This window comes from Methylorubrum zatmanii, assembly GCF_014845115.1.
In the GTDB taxonomy this organism is placed as follows: domain Bacteria; phylum Pseudomonadota; class Alphaproteobacteria; order Rhizobiales; family Beijerinckiaceae; genus Methylobacterium; species Methylobacterium zatmanii.
In genome coordinates this window covers 1-16,813 of the sequence record NZ_NKUI01000001.1, presented here as the reverse complement: position 1 = coordinate 16,813, position 16,813 = coordinate 1, and the positions used below count along the sequence as shown (strand labels likewise).

Below are 16,813 nucleotides of genomic sequence, written 5' to 3'. Positions count from 1 at the left end.
TCAGGGCGAACAGGACGAGGCCGGCGAGGGTCGCGCGCTCGGTCGCCGCCTCGCGGGCACGCCGGGCCGCGACGCTCTCCGCCAGCGGCCTGTCCGGCAGGCGCAGGTGGGTCTGGGCGGGGCCGGAGGTCGGCCGCCTCGGGGATAGGCGCGTCATGCAGGTCTTGAACTCGGATTCCGGTCGCGGCAGCGCTGCGCGCGTCCGGCGGGGTCGTTCCGGTTCACGAACCGTGAACGGTTATGCTTGACGCCGGGTTAACGATGCCGCGCGACAGCGCCTGCGGCCGCATCGACAGAACCCCGGACGGCACTTAATTCGAGGATGTCGAGGGGCGCCGGGGCGCGAGCATGGCCAATTCGCGGGAGACCGTTTCGGACGCGCCGAGGAAGCGGGCGGCGAAGCGTCACCGCGTGTTGCAGCAGGGGCGCATCGTTCTCGGCCCGGAGCGGCTGCTGGCCTGCACCGTGCGCGACCTGTCCGGCCGGGGGGCGATGATCCGGGTCGCCCCCGATCAGGCTCTGCCCGAGACCTTCTCCCTTGTGATCGCCGGGCACGACCTTCGGACGATGACGGCCCGGCTCCGCTGGCGCCGGGACGACCTCGTCGGCGTCGCATTCGAGGGAGAGGCCGGGCCGTTCCGGTAGGTCCGGTCCCCGCCACCCGCTACCGGCGCTCCGCGCTTCTGCCGATCTCCCGCGGTCCCGTCCTCTGGCGGCCGTTCGCCGTCCGTCGTCGCGCGACGTCCGTGAACCGAGCCCGCACGCAGCCGGCCCGAGCGGCCGGAATGGGAGCCGGACCGTTGTCCGGCCTTTCCACAGCCCCGCCGCGCGGCTGGCGAGGACGGCGTGCCGGATGAGGCGGAGAGGGCGCCCTTAATCGCTTCGTAACGCGATGCCCCGATTATCGGGACATCGAGAAGCGCCGCCGTAACCATCACGGGTGCCGCTTCCGAGAATAGGCCAGTGGGTGGGATCCCTAAGGGAGCCCAAAGACATGATGTCGATCCGCTGATCCGGTGCGAGTCCGGAGGTGTGACGCGCGGTTTCGCGAGCCTCGACGGGCTCATTGCGGCTCTTCCATGAGCCGTGCGGCCGCACCGGTTTGAGCCCGGTCCCGAACCACCCTCCCGTCCTTACTTTTCCGGAAGACAGATCCGTGACCAGCCTGCTGACCAACATCTCGGCGATGACGGCGTTGACCACGCTGAAGAGCATCAACACCAACCTCGACGCCACCTCCAACCGCGTCTCGACCGGCCAGCGCGTCTCGACCGCCTCCGACAACGCTGCCTACTGGTCGATCGCCACCACGGTGCGGACCGACAACGCCTCGCTCTCGGCGGTGAAGGACTCCCTGGGCCTCGGCTCCTCGGCGGTCGATACCGCCTATAACGGCCTGAACTCGGTTCTGGCCGATCTCCAGAACATGCGCGCCAAGCTGCAGACGGCGCTGCAGCCGGGTGTGGACCGCGCCAAGGTCCAGACCGAGATCAAGGCCATCCAGGACAAGATGAAGGCCACGGCCGACTCGTCGACCTCCTCGGGCCAGAACTGGCTGTCGGTCGATTCCTCGCCGAGCAACACCGCCTACCAAGCCACGCAGAACGTCGTGGCGGGCTTCTCCCGCAGCACCTCGGGCACCGTCTCCTTCTCGATGATCGGCGTCGATGTGAATGCGGTGAAGCTCTACGACGTCAATTCGAGCAGCATCACTACGGCGGCGACCGCCGGCCAGGTGTTCGGCACCACCTCGCTGACCGGCACGACGGCCTTCCGCCCCGCCGACGCCACCGTCGCCAACCGCGGCACCGCCGACTTCAGCGGCACCAACGAGGTCGCCTTCTCGCTCTCCCTCGGCGACGGTTCGACGGCGACGATCACCCTCAACAGCTCGACCATGGCCTCGGCCGCCGCGAATCTGGCTCGGGTAACGACGACGGAATTCCTGAACGCGATCAACAACCAGATCTCCGCCGATACCACCGCGACGCCGCTTGCCGGCAAGGTCACGGCCTCGCTCGACGCTTCGGGCCGCCTCACCTTCACCTCGACGGCCAAGGGCTCCGGCACCGACGCCCAGGTCACGGTCCAGAACGTGGCCGCGTCCGGCTCCAATGCTCTGATCGATGTCGGCTTCGGCACCGGGACGGCGGGCACCGACGCCCGCACCGGCAAGGGCTCCGCCGCCGGCACGGCGGTCGGCAAGGGCATCCTCGACACAGTGGACTCCACCACCGGTTACTCCGTCGGCGGCGTCGGCGTCTCCTCCACCGCCATCGACATCTCGGGTCTGGTCGGAACCTCCGGCGACACCACCCTGCGCAACATCATCACGCAGGTCGAGAAGGCGATCGCCAAGGTCACCGATGCCGGCACCAAGCTCGGCGCCAGCAAGACCCAGATCGACGGCCAGAAGACCTTCGTCGACTCGCTGATGAAGGCCAACGATCGCACCATCGGCATCCTGGTCGATGCCGATATCGAGGAGGAGTCGACCAAGCTGAAGGCGCTCCAGACCCAGCAGCAGCTCGCGGTCCAGGCCCTCTCGATCGCCAATTCCGGCAGCCAGAACGTCCTGTCGCTGTTCCGGTAATCCAGGGCCCTCCCGGTCCGGCGCTTCAGCCGGGCCGGGGCGCCAGCGAGAAGGGCCGCGCTCACACCGAGCGCGGCCCTTTTTTGTATCGTCGGCGTTGGGTTCGTCCATTCAGACGATGAGAGCACCGGCCCGGGTGAAAAGATGCTTCGATCGCAGCATCATCCGATGAAGGTGTAGCCCGCCATTCGCTTGGCCTCGATCGGATCGTAGCCGAGTCGCATCCGCAGCTTCTTGCGCAGCTTGCTGATGTGACCCTCCACGACGCTCTCCTCCACGTCGATGTCGAGGTTGCCGTAGACGGCCGTGAAGATCTGGCCCTTCGTGACCTGCCGGCCGCGGTTCTTGGCGAGATATTCGAGGATGTCCCGCTCGCGACGGGGCAGGATCAGGCAATCGCCGTCGATCTCCGGATCGCGCCCATCGGTATAGACCTGAAGGCGGCCGTCCCGGTCGGGGGCGGGGGCCGGCTCGGCGCCCCGGCCCGTCCGGCGCCGGATCGCGGTCGCCCGGGCGATGATCTCGCGGACATGGACGGGCTTGCGCACCACGTCGTCGATGCCGACCGTGAACAGGGCCAGGGTCTGCTCCAGTGAGCGGGTCTCGTTGAGGGCGATGATCGGCGCCCGGCTGAGCGAGCGGATCGCCACCGTGCAGGAAGTACGGTCGGCACAGTCGCCGATCAGGAAGCCGTCGATGGCCTCCACGTCGATCCGCGGGGCGGCGCCGAGCCAGCCTCTCATGGTCTCGGCGGCGAGGCCCCGCGCCTGCACGCCCTCCGCACCGAAGCCGGCGACGTAATGGTCGGTCACGCTCTGCCGTTCGTCGATGACGATGTACATCGTGCGACACCGAAGATGTGCGAGGTCATGGCGACGGACACAGCTATCCGCTGCGCGCCGCGATGGCTCGTTGGATTGTTGATGAGCTGCCGAACGAAGCAACGATTCGATGGAGAGGTTGCCTCGAGACTGTCAGAGGCTTTCCCGCATCGGGTCAGTGCAACATTTGACGGTTTTAGCTTTTTGGTCGGAAAGGTTAACAACGCGTTAATAGGTTGATCGGGCGTTAGGACACCGCGACTGTGGCACCCGCTCCCGTGACAGATGTGCCACAGGGCGGCCGGTCGCCCGCGGCTGCGACGCACCGCTTTCCATCATTGCGGCCTTGACCGGCGCGACGTCGCGGGTTGGAACGCGGGCTCGGCACTGCCACGAGGATTCCCATGCCGTCGCTGACCACCCTGTCGCCCAAAGCTCTGGCGGAGCTGCGCTCCGACCTGCGGCGTGAATTCGAGGCCCTCAAAGCGCAGGGGCTGAAGCTGGACATGACCCGGGGCAAGCCCGCCTCGGACCAGCTCGATCTCGCCGCCGGGATGCTGGCCCTGCCCGGCAACCGCGACACCACCGCCGAGGACGGCACCGACGCGCGCAACTATGGCAACCTGCAGGGCTTGGCCGAAACACGGGCCTTGTTCGCGCCGGTCCTCGGTGCTCCGCCCGAGCAGATCGTGGTCGCCAACAATTCGAGCCTTGCGCTGATGCACGACGTGCTCGTCTACGCGCTGCTGAAGGGCGTGCCCGGCGGGCAGGGGCCGTGGTCGAAGCAGGAGCCGATCGCGATCCTCTGCCCCGTGCCCGGCTACGACCGCCACTTCACCCTGTGCGAGGGCTTCGGCATCCGCATGATCCCGATCCCCATGACGGGGGAGGGGCCGGACATGGCGGCGGTGGAGCGGGCGGTCGCCGATCCGGCCGTGAAGGGCATCTGGTGCGTGCCGCAATACTCGAACCCGAGCGGCGAGACCTATTCGGACGAGACCGTGCGCCGGCTCGCAAGCCTCAAGACCGCCGCGCCCGATTTCCGCATCCTGTGGGACAATGCCTACGCGGTGCATCACCTCACCGAGGCGCGGCCCTCCCTCGTCAACATTCTGGAAGCCTGCGCCGAGGCTGGACATCCCGACCGGCCGATCATCTTCGCCTCGACCTCGAAAGTGACCCTGGCGGGCGCCGGCCTCGCCCTGCTGGCCTCCTCGCCCGCGAACGTGAAATGGTATCTCGCCCAGGCCGGGCGGCGCAGCATCGGGCCCGACAAGCTCAACCAGCTCCGCCACGTCCGCTTCCTGCGCGATGCGGCGGGCATCGCGGCGCATATGGAGCGGCACCGGGCGCTGATCGCGCCGAAATTCGCGGCCGTGAGCGAGGCCTTCGCCGCCCGGCTCGACGGCTGGGAGGTTGCCCGCTGGACGAGCCCGCTGGGCGGCTACTTCATCACCCTCGATGTCACCGACGGCACCGCCACCGAGGTGGTGAGGCTGGCGGGCGAGGCGGGCATCGCATTGACGCCGGCCGGCGCGACGCATCCCTACGGCAAGGATCCGCACGACCGCACCCTGCGCATCGCGCCGACCTTCCCGAGCCTCGACGCCGTGCGCAAGGCGGCGGAGGCCGTGGCGCTCTGCACGCTGCTGGCGGCGGTGGAGGCGCAGGCGGCGGGCTGAACCCCGCCTCTCCTCGGACAGCGCATCGCCCTGAAACACAGTTTCAAGGCGATGCGCTGCTGTCCCCCGAGCAGGCCGTTACACCACGACCGTGATCGCCCGCGCCGCCCGCGTCAGGCCGGTATAGAGCCAGCGGGCCCGGTGCTCGCGGAACGCGTAGGATTCGTCGAACAGGACTACCTTGTCCCATTGCGACCCTTGCGCCTTGTGGACCGTCAGCGCGTAGCCGTAGGTGAATTCGTCGGTCTCGCGCCGCAGGAACAGCGGGATCTCTTCCTCCGACCCCTCGATCACCTGCCGCAGCACCTTGATGTCGACGGCGCGGCGGCGCACCGCCGGATCGTCCTCCGGCACCACGTCGAGGCGGATCGTGTCGGGGCGGGGCGGGGCGCGCAGGGCCTGCACCGTCCAGGTCGAGCCGTTGAGCAGGCCCTTGGTGCGGTCGTTCCTCAGGCAGACCAGCTTCTCACCGACCGACGGCATCGGGTCGGTGTGGCCGGCCAGTTCCCGCAGGCGGTTGTTGTAGAGGCGGCGGGTGCGGTTGAGGCCCACCAGCACCTGATCGCAATCGAGCACCTGCGCGGGGTCGATGTCCCGCCGCCGGATCACCCGGCTCTCGCCGAACTCGCCGAGATCGAGCCGGCCGCCTTCGCGGATCGTCATGGCCATGCGCACGATCGGGTCGTCGGCGGCCTGTCGGTGCACGTCAGTGAGCATCACGTCGGGCTCGGCCTCGGTGAAGAAGCCGCCGCCGCGCACCGGCGGCAGCTGGGCCGGATCGCCCAGAACCAGCACCGGCTTGTCGAAGGAGAGCAGGTCGTTCCCGAGGTCGGAATCCACCATCGAGCACTCGTCGATGATGATGAGGTCGGCCTTGGCCGCCGGGCCGGTGCGGTTGAGGGTGAAGGTCGGGCCGCCCTCGTCGCCCTCCTTGGTTCGGTAGATCAGCGAGTGGATCGTCGCCGCGTCGTGGCAGCCGCGCTGGCGCATGACCGAGGCCGCCTTGCCGGTGAAGGCGCCGTAGACCACCGGCCCGTCGACGTCGTCGGCGATGCGGCGGGCCAGAGTCGTCTTGCCGGTGCCGGCATAGCCGAACAGCCGGAAGACCTGTGACCCGCCCTCCTTGCGCCAGCGGGCGATGGCCTTGAGGGCCGCGTCCTGCTGCGGAGCGAACTGGGTGGGAAGGGAATCGGCCATGGCGTCGCGGGCGGTTACGGCCAGCGCACGGTCGGGGGCAGGGAGGACAGGATCGAGGCGACGTTGCCGCCGGTCTTCAGGCCGAAGATGGTGCCGCGGTCGTAGAGCAGGTTGAACTCGACGTAGCGCCCGCGCCGCACCTGCTGCTCAAGCCGGTCGGCCTCGGTCCAGGCTCGGGCGAGGTTGCGCCGGACGATCTCGGGATAAGCCTTCAGGAAGGCCTGCCCGACATCGCGCGTGAAGGCGAGATCCGCCTGCGGCTCACCGGTCCAGTGATAATCGTAGAAGATGCCGCCGATGCCCCGCGGTTCGTTGCGGTGCTTCAGATGGAAATACTCGTCACACCACGCCTTGTACTTCTCGTAGTTCGCGGCCGGGGCATGCGCCTCGCAGGCCTCCCGCAGGCAGGCGTGGAAGTGCTGCGTGTCCGGGTCTTCCTGGGTACGCCGCCGGTCGAGGACGGGCGTCAGATCGGCCCCGCCGCCGAACCACGCCTTCGTCGTGACGACGAAGCGCGTGTTCATGTGCACCGTCGGCACGTTCGGGTTCCAGGGGTGGACGATCAGCGAGATGCCGGTGGCGAAGAAGCGCGGATCCTCCGCCGCGCCCGGCATCTGCGCCCGGAATTCCGGTGCGAACTCGCCGTGGACGGTGGAGATGTGAACGCCCGCCTTCTCGAACACGCGGCCCTTCAGCATCGCCATGACGCCGCCGCCGCCCGGCGCGCCGCTATGGTCGGTGCGCTGCCACGGCGTCTTGATGAACCGGCCCGCTTCCGCCGGGGCGTCGGGATCGAACGGGCCCTCGGCCTCGTCCTCCAGGGTTTCCAGCGCCGCCACGATCCGGTCGCGCAGGGTGGCGAACCATGCCCCCGCCTCGCTCTTCAGCGCGGCGAGATCGTCGGGTGAGGGGAGCGGGGAAGCCTGCGCGTCAGCCATGCGAAGGCTTTCCCATTCGGGGGGCGATCCGTCAATTCGGCCTCAGAACTTGTAGGTCAGGCTGCCGAGGATCGTGCGCCTCGTGCCGACGAAGCAGTCGCCGCGGGCGAGGCAGGTCGAGAGGTACTTCGTGTCGGCGATGTTGGAGACGTTGAGCTGCGCCCGCCAATGGGCGTCCTCCCAGCCGATCAGCGCGTCGGCCAGGGTCACCGCCGGCGTGTTGAAGCTGTTGAGCGAGCCGTCGAAGGATTCGCCGATGTAGCGAACGCCGCCGCCGACGAGGAAGCTGCCGGGCACGTCGGAGAGGGTGAAGCGGTGCGTCACCCAGAGCGAGGCGAGGTGCAGCGGCTGCGTCTCGACCCGGGCCCCGGCATTGTCGCCGGCCGCGTAGCGGGCATCGGTGTAGGCGTAGCTGGCGATGATGTTGGTGTCGCCGTTGATCGTGGCGATGGCTTCGATGTCGCCGCCCTGGATCTTGACCTTGCCGGTCTGGATCGAGATCGGCAGGCCGCTCGGATCGGGGGTGAGGCGGTTGCGCTCCACCGTATCGTAGACCGCCGCGTTGACCGCGAACCAGGGGGTCGGATTGTACTTGAACCCGCCCTCGATCTGCTCGCCCTCGATCGGCCGGCAGGCGCCGCCGGCGCAAACATTGGCCCCGAAGATCGGGGTGAACGAGGTCGCGTAGGAGACGTAGGGCGTCAGCCCGTTCTCGAAGGCGTACATCAGGCCGATACGGCCGGTGGTGGCCTCGCCGGAGGTGCTTTCGCCGCCGCGCGTGGCGTTGTTGACCCAATCATGCCGCACGGTGGCGAGCACGATCCATTGGCCGAACTTGATCTGATCCTGGAGATAGAGGCCGGTCTGATTTTGCGACAGCGCGGTCGGCGCGCCGAGATCCGGCGGCGTCACGCTGAGATAGACCGGCGCGTAGAGGTCGAACGGGCGCGGATCGGTGCCGAAGCCGGTGCGGGTGCTGTCCCATTGCTGGCGGAAATCCACGCCGCCGAGCACCGTATGCGAGATCGGGCCGGTGTCGAAGCGTCCCTGCAGGTTGGTGTCGGTGGTGATCCGGTCTTTGATGGAGCTGACCCGGTAGGTGAACCGGTCGACCGTCCGGCGGGCCGGGTCGAGGAACGGTGCGTTCGGCAAATCCGCGCTCGGCGTCAGCGTATAGACGTTGCCGTAGGCCGATTGATACGTGCCGTCGATGTGGCTGTAGCGCAGGTTCTGCCGCAGGATCAGACTGTCGTCGAAGCGGTGCTCGAACAGGCTGGTGATCGAACTCGTCTCGGTCTCGTAGCGGTTGAAGTTCGGATCGCCCGTGAAGCGGTTCAGCGGGATGAAGCCGTTGGGCCCGGCATAGAGCGTCCCCTCGCGCGGCAGGAAGGCGTCGGAGGCGCCGAACGCATCCTTCTGCTGCAGGCCGATCAGTGTCCAGCTCGTGTCGGCGGAGGGCCGCCACGTCACCGACGGGTTGATGACGTAGCGGTCGTTAGCCACGAAATCGGTCTGCGCATCGGCGAGCCGGCCGACTCCGACGAAGCGGTACAGGAACTGCCCGTCCTCGCTCAGGCGTCCGGTCGAATCGGTGAAGGCTTCCTTCCAGCCGTAATTGCCGAACCGGATTCCGGCCTCGGTGTAGGGCACGTCGAGGGGGCGCTTCGAGACGAGATTGATCAAGCCGCCGACGGGGCTCGACCCGTAGAGCGTCGAGGCGGGGCCGCGCAGCACCTCGAAGCGCGACAGGGTATAGGGGTCGGGCCGGGGTTCGTTGAAGACGTCCGGATCCTTCAGGCGCAGGCCGTCGAGGAAGATGGCGGCATTGGAGCCGCGGATGCGCGGGTAGTCGCCGCGGGTGCTCGGGCCGTAGGCTTCGGCCGCGACGCCGGCTGTGTAGCGGAGGGCTTCCTGCACGCTCGTGGCCGCCTGTTCCCGGACCTGCTGCTCGCCGACGACGCTGATCGATTGCGGTGTCTCGGCGAGCGCGGTGTCGGTCTTGGTGCCGGTGGCGCTGCGCTTGGCGACATATCCGGGCACGGGGCCGAAGGCACTCTCGCCCCCCGATCCGCTCAGCCCGACACCGCCCCGGCCGGCGCCCTCGACGCTCAGCGTCTCCAGCGTCACCGCCTCCTGCGCGCGTGGGGCGCTGGGAAGGCCTAGGCCGGCCGCACTCGCGAGCAGGGTAGCCGCACCGTAGTGCAACCGTTTGCGCACCGTATACGCCATACGAAATCCGAGATCCGCTCTGTATCCGATTGGGAGCAGCTAGAACGGGTCGCCGAGCCGTGCAACACAGGCTGTGTTTCTGCAAATAGAATAATTTAAAACTACGGGGGTAATGCTTGTGCTTTGTCGAGGTATTGCGTGGAAGTTGAGGGTGATCATGACAGTTTTGCCCGTGGGTTTTTGCGGGCAGCGTTTCTTTTTAGCCACGCCGTCATAGGGTCGAGCAAGACGGTCTGAGGTTGTGCTGGTCCGGCATGCTTCCAGGGCGCGGGGATCCGCCGGAATCCGTCCCGGCCCTCAACCCACCTGCCGGATCGCCTCGCCCAGCATCATCGCGGCGCAGACCGCGACGTTGAGCGAGCGCAGGCCCGGTCGGATCGGCACCACCACGCGGGCATCGGCGGCGGCATGGACCGGCTCGGGCACGCCCGCCGATTCCCGGCCCATCATCAGGCAGTCGCCGTCGCGGAAGGCGTGGTCGGTGTAGGGCACCGAGCCCCGGGTAGTGGCGAGAACGAGGCGGATGCCGGCCTCGCGCCGCCACGCCTCGAAGGCGTCCCAGGAGCGGTGCCGGGTGATCGCCACATGGTCGAGATAGTCGAGCCCCGAGCGGCGCAGATGCCGGTCCGACACGTCGAAGCCTGCCGGCTCGATGATCTCCACCGCCACCCCGAGGCAGGCGGCCATGCGCAGCATCGTCCCCGTGTTCTGCGGGATATCGGGCTGGTACAGGGCGAGGCGCAGCATCGCGGACAGAACTCGGGCGGCGTGGCAAGGCGGGGCAGGGTCTTGCCTGCGGCATGGGCGCGGGCTTGGCCCGGCGTCAAGAAGGCTTACCTCAACCGCTCATCATCCATTCGGTTATCACAACCATGCTCCTCGATTGGCTCGAGCGCCGCATCGATCCGTTCGCGCCCTTCGACGACCGGCGCGTCCCGCCTAAAACGGTTCTCGGCTTCGCCGGATTCTACCTGCGGCCGATCCGCGGCGCGCTGATCCTGCTGTTCGTCATCGCCGTGGTCGCGGGCGCCATCGAGGCCTCGCTCTACCTGCTGCTGCGCTGGTTCATCGACCTGATGAACGGGGCCGACCGCGCCTCCGTTCTCACCGACAACGCCGTGCCGCTGTCCCTGGCGGCGCTCCTGTTGCTGGTGGTGCGGCCCGTCGCGGTCTGGCTGCACGAACTCGCCTCGAACCAGCTCATCGTGCCGCAATCGACCAACCAGATCCGCTGGCGCACGCATCTCTACACGCTCGGCCATTCGCTCTCGTATTTCCAGGCGGATTTCGCCGGGCGGCTCGCCAACCGCGTGGTGCAGGTCGGGCCGGCGGTGCGGGAACTGGCGGTCGTGTTCATCGACACGCTGCTCTACGTGGCGATCTACGCGGTCACCGCCATCGGGCTGTTCTCCTCGATCTCCGTCTGGCTGGTGCTGCCGGTGGTGATCTGGGTCGCGGCCTATGCCGGCCTGACGGCGTGGTTCGTCCCGCGCGCCCGCGAGCGCTCGCACCGCACCGCCGAGACCCGCTCGGGCCTGATCGGCCGGGTGGTCGACAGCTACACCAACATCCTCACCGTCAAGCTGTTCGCCCGCGACCGGGAGGAGCGCGCCGCCGTGCGCGATGCGGTCGATATCCACACCAAGGCCTATCTCCACCAGTTCCGCCTGACCACGCTGACGACGACCCTGCTCGGGGGGCTCAACAGCCTGCTCCTGTTCGTCACGGCCTCCGTCTGCTTCGCCCTCTGGCAGCGCAACGCCATGACCACCGGCGAGGCCTCCGCCGGCCTCGCCCTGATCATGCGGCTGATGGCGATGTCGGGCTGGGTGATGCAGACGGTGCGTGGCGTGTTCGAGAATGTCGGCGTGATCCAGGAGAGCATGCAGACCATCGCCCGGCCGCACGGCCTCACCGATGCCCCCGATGCCCGGGCGCTTCAGGTCACCGGCGGCGAGATCCGGTTCGAGAACGTGGATTTCCACTACGGCCGGGGCGATGCCAGCATCATCGAGCGCCTCTCCTTCCAGATCCGGCCGGGGGAGAAGGTCGGGCTCGTCGGCGTCAGCGGCGCGGGCAAGAGCACGATCACGTCGCTGCTGCTGCGCCTGCATGACGTGGAGGGCGGGCGCATCCTCGTGGATGGCCAGGACATCGCCGGGGTGACCCAGGATTCCCTGCGCTGCGCCGTCGCGATGGTCAGCCAGGACACCTCGCTGCTGCACCGCTCGATCCGCGACAACATCGCCTATGGCCGCCCGGATGCGAGCGATGCGGAGATCGAGCGGGCGGCGCGGCTGGCGCATGCCCACGACTTCATCCTCGATCTCGTCGATCACAAGGGCCGGCGCGGCTACGATGCCCATGTCGGTGAGCGGGGCGTGAAGCTGTCGGGCGGGCAGCGCCAGCGCATCGCCATCGCCCGCGTCATCCTCAAGGACGCGCCGATCCTGATCCTCGACGAGGCGACGAGCGCCCTCGACAGCCAGGTCGAGGCGGCGATCCAGGAGGCGCTCGACACGCTGATGGGCGGCAAGACCGTGCTCGCCATCGCCCACCGGCTCTCGACCATCGCGGCCCTGGACCGGCTGATCGTGATCGATCGCGGCCGGATCGTCGAGGAGGGCAGCCATGCCGAGCTGATCCGGCGCGGCGGCCTCTATGCCGACCTGTGGCACCGCCAGTCCGGCGGCTTCCTGGGGGACCGGGCCTCGGCTCCCGCATCGTGACACAGGGACGGAGATCGTGACGCTTTCACCGAGCCTCGCGGCGGAGGGCCTCGGGCGGCCACCGGCCTCGCCCTGGCGCGATGAGCTGCGCGCGACGCTGAGGCTCTCGGCCCCGCTCGTCCTCATCAACCTCGCCCAGCACGGGCTGGTGGCGTCGAACGCGGTGCTGCTCGGCCGGCTCGGGGCCGAGCCCATCGCCGCCGGGGCCCTCGCCACCAGCCTCTATCTGCTGCTGTTCATCGGCGGCATCGGTCTCACCTCGTCGGTGGCGCCCCTCGTCGCCGAGGCCATCGGCCGGGCCGCGGGCCGGCAGGAGGAGGGCGAGGTCCGCCGCACTGTCCGGGCGGGTTTATGGGTCGGCTTCCTCGTGACCATGGCGCTGATGCCGGTGCTCTGGTTCACCGAGGCGCTGCTCGGCCTGCTCCACCAGGATCCGGCCGCGGCCCGCGATGCCGGCGCCTATATGCGGGTGCTGCAATGGTGGATGTTCCCGGCCCTCGCCTTCATGGTGCTGAAGGGCGCGCTGGCCGCGCTCCAGCGCCCGGGGCCGCCGCTGGCGGTGAGCCTGACAGCGCTTCCCCTCAACCTCGCCCTCGGCGCCTTCTTCGCCTTCGGGCCGCCGGATCTCGGCATCGTCGGCGTCGCGCTCGGCACCGTCGTCACCGAGTTCCTGGCGCTCGGCGCGCTGGTGGGAGCGATCCGGCTCGACCGTCATCTCCACCGCCACCGGATGTTCGCCCGCCTGTGGCAGCTCGATGCCGCGCGGCTTGCCCGCGTGGTGCGGGTCGGCCTGCCGATGGGCGTGGCCGGCATCGCCGAGGCCGGATTGTTCGAGGCGGCGACCGTGGCGATGGGCACCTTCGGCACGGTGCCGCTCGCCGCCCACGCGATCACGCTCCAGATCGCCGCGACCTGCTTCATGGTTCCCAACGGCATCGGGCAGGCGGCGACGGTGCGGGTCGGTCGCGCGTTCGGCGCCGCCGATCAAGCAGGTCTGCGCCGGGCCGGGGCCGTCGCGCTCTGGCTCGGCTTCGGCTTCATGGTGGCCTGCGCGCTGGTCCAGACCCTCGCCCCGCACGCCCTGATCGGCCTCTTCCTCGACGCGGAGGCGCCCGGCGCCGCCGACGTCTTCCCCGTCGCCGCCGGGTTCCTGATCTTCTCGGCGCTGTTCGCGATCTCGGACGGGGTGCAGTCGGTGGCGCTCGGCGCCCTGCGCGGCCTGCAGGACACAAGGGTGCCGATGGTGATCGCGCTGATCGGCTATTGGGGCATCGGCGTCCCGCTCGGCGCCGTCCTCGCCTGGGGCGCCGGCATGGGCGGGCGCGGCATCTGGGCCGGGTTCTGCGCCGGTCTGCTCGCCGTCTCGGTGTCCCTGGTCCTGCGCTGGCGGCGGCTGAGCGCCGCTCCGCCACGCGTCGCAAGCGCGCAGGCGGAGGCCGGGCGGAACCGGGCCTGAGCGTTTCGCTTTCGTCCCCGACACATCGGGAGACGCTCGGCCATGGCGGAACGACAGGACAAGGACGATCACGAGGCGGTCTGGATGGACTTCAAGGAGGCGGTGAACATGACCGCCTCGGCCCTCGAGACATTCCTCGAAACGGATGAGAGCCAATCGGTCGGGCAGAAGAAGGATGGCGGCGAGGCTACCGGCCATAAGCAGGGCCGCCGCATCGTCGAGATCCTTCACAAGAAGAAGGGCGATCTCACCGACGACGATTACGCCGACATGAAGAAGGCCGTCGGCTACATCCACCGCCACCTCAAGCAGGGTGGCCCGGACGACAAATCCAAGCTCAAGGAGTCCCCCTGGCGGTTGTCCCTGATGAATTGGGGCCACGATCCGTTGAAGGATTGAGGCCGGGCCTGCCGTTCACGCGGGGCCGTCTTTCCGGTCGGGGAGGCCAAAAATTCTCGTAGGCGCCCGATCCGCGAGCAAGGTAACCGCCTGAGATCGAAAAGTAACGATCAATCTTCTTTCGCGATCTGCAAATTCCGGGGAGTAGAGGTTCGGATTGCCTGTGGCATAGCCGCATCGCCGCGTAACAAAGTCCGGACGATCTCTCCCCTTTCTCTGGCTCAGAGCTTGGTCGGGAGCGGCCACGCTGTTAGGCCCCCCGGATGCTGATCCCGGTTCGACCTTCATCCGCCGCGCCCGACTTTTTCTCGACAACGACGTCCCGGAGGCCTGAGACAGGTTCCTCCGCGTTCCGCAGACATCGCCCGCTCCGCTCGCGCCTGACGCCCAGGCTCCGGGCGGCGCTGCTGGCGACCCTGCTCTTCCCCGCAGGCGAGGTGGCGGCGGCACCGGAAGCGGAGGTCTCGGAGAGGGACGAGCGGTCGAGATCGGCGCGGACGGCCCGGACGCGCGGCAACGGCCATGGCAACGGAGGCGCTCCGCCCGCTCCCCGGCGCTCGTCGAGCCAGGCGCAGACCGGCGAATCCGGCGCCCGGCCGCCCCAGGCCGCCCCCAAGACCGGCGTCAGCGTCGGCGAGCGGGGCATCTCGCTGGTCTCCGAGGATCGCTCGATCAAGCTGCGCCTGACCGGGCGCATCCATCTCGACGCCAACAGCTTTCGCTCGACCCGGCCCTTCACCACCACCGGGGAGGGCTTCCTGATCCGCCGGGGCTGGTACGAGACCTATCTCAACTATCTCGACAGCTGGGAGGCGGGGCTCCAGATCGACACCTCGAACCTGCTCCAGCCGGTCTTCGACGCGGTGGTGGCCTATCGCGGCTTCAAGCCGTTCATCATCACCGCGGGCAACCTGCGCGAGCCGTTCAGCCTGCAGCAGATGTCCAACATCAACCAGGACACCTTCATCGAGCGCGCCGCCGTGGATGCCCTGGCGCCGGCCCGCAGCGTCGGCGTGACGGTGGAGGCGAATGGCGAGCGCTGGACGGCGGTGGTGGGCGGCTTTCTCGGCAACATCAATCGCGGCGTCGAGATGGGCGGGCAGGCGGTGACCGCGCGGGCGACCTACGCGCCGTATCTGGAGAAGACGGACCTCGTGCATCTCGGCATTGCCGGAAGCTACCGCCGCTTCGACGGCAACGACCGGCCGACCACGCTGAACTCCCTCAACGCCACCGACGCCGTCGGCGCCGCCTTCATCACCACGCGGGCGATTGCAGGAGCGAGCAGCCTCGCCCGGCTCGGCCTGGAGGCGGCGGTGCAGCTCGGGCCGGTCCGGGTGCAGGGCGAGTATATCCGCAACGAGGTCGAGCGAGACCTGTTGCCGCTCGGTGCCGCCGACCGGCGCAGCCGCCGCTTCGACGGCGCCTATGTCGAGGCGGCGATACCCCTGAACGGTCCGCCGCGCGCCTACCGCATCCAGCCGAATTACGGCACCCATTTCGGCATCTTCGGCGACATGACCCTGCCCGACGACAAGCGCGTCAGCCGGGGCGGGCTCGGCGTGTTCGAACTGGCGGGCCGGATCGGCTACCTCGACCTCAGGGACGCGCCGACCGGCGGCGGCTTCGAGCGAAGCTGGACCGTCGATCTGTCCTGGCGCCCCGAGCCCAACGTCAAGATCAAGCTCGACCACAGCCGCTACGAGGTCCGCCGTCCGGTCTCGAACGGTGGCGACGTGGACGTTGCCCTGACCGAGATGCGCTTGCAGTACTATTGGTAATCCGCCTTAGGCAGCCTTGCGCCGTTCCGGGTAGAGCCCCGCCAGACCCTCGGCGGTGGCGGCGCAGACGCCCCGCTCGGTGATGAGGCCGGTGACGAGCCGGCCCGGGGTCACGTCGAAAGCCGGATTGGCCACCGGGCTGCCGGGGGACACCACGGCGACGGTGGCGAAGCCGCCATCGTCGGTGCGCCCGGTCAGGTGCGTAACCTCGCGGGCGTCGCGCTCCTCGATCGGGATGTCGCGCACCCCGTCCTCAAGAGTCCAGTCGATGGTCGAGAACGGCAGGGCGGCGTAGAACGGGATGCGGTTGTCGGAGGCCGCCAGCGCCTTCAGATAGGTGCCGATCTTGTTGCACACGTCGCCCGTCGCCGTGGTGCGGTCGGAGCCGACGATGCAGAGATCGACCTGCCCGTGCTGCATCAGGTGGCCGCCCGCATTGTCGGCGATCACCGTGTGCGGCACGCCGTGGGCGTTCAGCTCGAAGGCGGTCAGCGCCGCGCCCTGGTTGCGCGGCCGGGTCTCGTCCACGAAGACATGGACCGGCACGCCGGCATCGTGCGCCACGTAGATCGGCGCCAGCGCCGTGCCCCAATCGACGGTGGCGAGCCAGCCGGCATTGCAGTGGGTCAGCACATTGACCGGGCCGCCCTTCTTCGCGGCGATCTCCGCAAGAATCTTCGCGCCGTGCTCGCCGATGGCGCGGCAGCTCGCGACGTCCTCCTCGGCGATCCGCGCGGCTTCGGCGAAGGCCAGGGCCTCGCGCTCGGATTCGGGGGCGCGGCGCAGAGGGGCGGCCATCCGGTCGAGGGCCCAGCGCAGGTTGATCGCGGTCGGCCGCGTGGCGGCGAGCGTCGCGCAGGCGCGCTCGATCCCGGTCTCGCTCGCGTCCTCCCGCAGGGCCAGGGCCAGACCGTAGGCGGCGGTCACGCCGATCAGCGGAGCGCCGCGCACCACCATGGTGCGGATCGCCACCGCCGCGTCGTCGAGG

Annotated in this window: 13 protein-coding genes; 7 read left to right on the top strand and 6 right to left on the bottom strand. The window is 68.9% G+C overall.

What is annotated here, in order from left to right:
* The first annotated feature begins 348 nt into the window (after positions 1–348).
* Entirely contained in the window at positions 349–645 is a 297-nt protein-coding gene (locus MZTS_RS00065; protein WP_009866112.1) for a PilZ domain-containing protein, read from the top strand.
* Positions 646–1,156: 511 nt separating this feature from the next.
* On the top strand, positions 1,157–2,593 hold the full coding sequence (locus tag MZTS_RS00060) for a flagellin N-terminal helical domain-containing protein (protein WP_192280130.1): 1,437 nt from the start codon (positions 1,157–1,159) through the stop codon (positions 2,591–2,593).
* 161 nt (positions 2,594–2,754) lie between these two features.
* Here the strand turns inward: MZTS_RS00060 and MZTS_RS00055 are convergent, their stop codons facing one another.
* A complete protein-coding gene (locus MZTS_RS00055) occupies positions 2,755–3,435 on the bottom strand; it encodes a response regulator transcription factor (protein ID WP_009864258.1) in 681 nt (226 codons plus the stop codon).
* 383 nt (positions 3,436–3,818) lie between these two features.
* Between MZTS_RS00055 and MZTS_RS00050 the strand changes: the two genes are divergently transcribed.
* Positions 3,819–5,096, top strand: a complete 1,278-nt coding sequence (locus MZTS_RS00050; RefSeq protein WP_192280127.1) for an aspartate aminotransferase type Ic — start codon at positions 3,819–3,821, stop codon at positions 5,094–5,096.
* 78 nt (positions 5,097–5,174) lie between these two features.
* On the opposite strand, the gene MZTS_RS00045 is transcribed toward MZTS_RS00050, so the two are convergent.
* From MZTS_RS00045 to MZTS_RS00030, 4 genes are all read right to left on the bottom strand, one after another.
* Positions 5,175–6,293, bottom strand: coding sequence for an ATP-dependent DNA helicase (locus tag MZTS_RS00045; RefSeq protein WP_192280124.1), 1,119 nt, complete (start codon positions 6,291–6,293; stop codon positions 5,175–5,177).
* A 14-nt stretch (positions 6,294–6,307) separates the two neighbouring features.
* Positions 6,308–7,231: an oxygen-dependent coproporphyrinogen oxidase gene (gene hemF / locus MZTS_RS00040; protein WP_009866384.1), complete on the bottom strand. Its 924-nt coding sequence runs from the start codon at positions 7,229–7,231 to the stop codon at positions 6,308–6,310.
* 42 nt (positions 7,232–7,273) lie between these two features.
* Complete coding sequence (locus tag MZTS_RS00035) at positions 7,274–9,460, bottom strand: TonB-dependent siderophore receptor (RefSeq protein WP_192280122.1); 2,187 nt, start codon at positions 9,458–9,460, stop codon at positions 7,274–7,276.
* Between the two features lie 297 nt (positions 9,461–9,757).
* Complete coding sequence (locus tag MZTS_RS00030) at positions 9,758–10,207, bottom strand: tRNA (cytidine(34)-2'-O)-methyltransferase (protein ID WP_192280119.1); 450 nt, start codon at positions 10,205–10,207, stop codon at positions 9,758–9,760.
* 125 nt (positions 10,208–10,332) lie between these two features.
* Here MZTS_RS00030 and MZTS_RS00025 point away from each other — a divergent pair, with 125 nt between their 5' ends.
* From MZTS_RS00025 to MZTS_RS00010, 4 genes are all read left to right on the top strand, one after another.
* Complete coding sequence (locus MZTS_RS00025) at positions 10,333–12,189, top strand: ABC transporter ATP-binding protein (RefSeq protein WP_192280115.1); 1,857 nt, start codon at positions 10,333–10,335, stop codon at positions 12,187–12,189.
* A gap of 16 nt (positions 12,190–12,205) precedes the next feature.
* Entirely contained in the window at positions 12,206–13,645 is a 1,440-nt protein-coding gene (locus MZTS_RS00020; RefSeq protein WP_192280112.1) for an MATE family efflux transporter, read from the top strand.
* Between the two features lie 42 nt (positions 13,646–13,687).
* Complete coding sequence (locus MZTS_RS00015) at positions 13,688–14,044, top strand: DUF3140 domain-containing protein (protein WP_009865216.1); 357 nt, start codon at positions 13,688–13,690, stop codon at positions 14,042–14,044.
* 437 nt (positions 14,045–14,481) lie between these two features.
* Positions 14,482–15,825: a porin gene (locus tag MZTS_RS00010; RefSeq protein WP_192280109.1), complete on the top strand. Its 1,344-nt coding sequence runs from the start codon at positions 14,482–14,484 to the stop codon at positions 15,823–15,825.
* A 6-nt stretch (positions 15,826–15,831) separates the two neighbouring features.
* Here MZTS_RS00010 and mtnA read toward each other — a convergent pair.
* A partial coding sequence (mtnA, locus tag MZTS_RS00005) for an S-methyl-5-thioribose-1-phosphate isomerase (protein ID WP_192280106.1) occupies positions 15,832–16,813 on the bottom strand: 982 nt, incomplete at its 5' end.

Bases quoted from the DNA above. Each gene is read 5' to 3' on its own strand.
- MZTS_RS00065 (WP_009866112.1), top strand. From the start codon at position 349: ATGGCCAATTCGCGGGAGACCGTTTCGGACGCGCCGAGGAAGCGGGCG.
- MZTS_RS00055 (WP_009864258.1), bottom strand. From the start codon at position 3,435: ATGTACATCGTCATCGACGAACGGCAGAGCGTGACCGACCATTACGTC.
- MZTS_RS00050 (WP_192280127.1), top strand. From the start codon at position 3,819: ATGCCGTCGCTGACCACCCTGTCGCCCAAAGCTCTGGCGGAGCTGCGC.
- MZTS_RS00045 (WP_192280124.1), bottom strand. From the start codon at position 6,293: ATGGCCGATTCCCTTCCCACCCAGTTCGCTCCGCAGCAGGACGCGGCC.
- hemF (WP_009866384.1), bottom strand. From the start codon at position 7,231: ATGGCTGACGCGCAGGCTTCCCCGCTCCCCTCACCCGACGATCTCGCC.
- MZTS_RS00035 (WP_192280122.1), bottom strand. From the start codon at position 9,460: ATGGCGTATACGGTGCGCAAACGGTTGCACTACGGTGCGGCTACCCTG.
- MZTS_RS00030 (WP_192280119.1), bottom strand. From the start codon at position 10,207: ATGCTGCGCCTCGCCCTGTACCAGCCCGATATCCCGCAGAACACGGGG.
- MZTS_RS00025 (WP_192280115.1), top strand. From the start codon at position 10,333: ATGCTCCTCGATTGGCTCGAGCGCCGCATCGATCCGTTCGCGCCCTTC.
- MZTS_RS00015 (WP_009865216.1), top strand. From the start codon at position 13,688: ATGGCGGAACGACAGGACAAGGACGATCACGAGGCGGTCTGGATGGAC.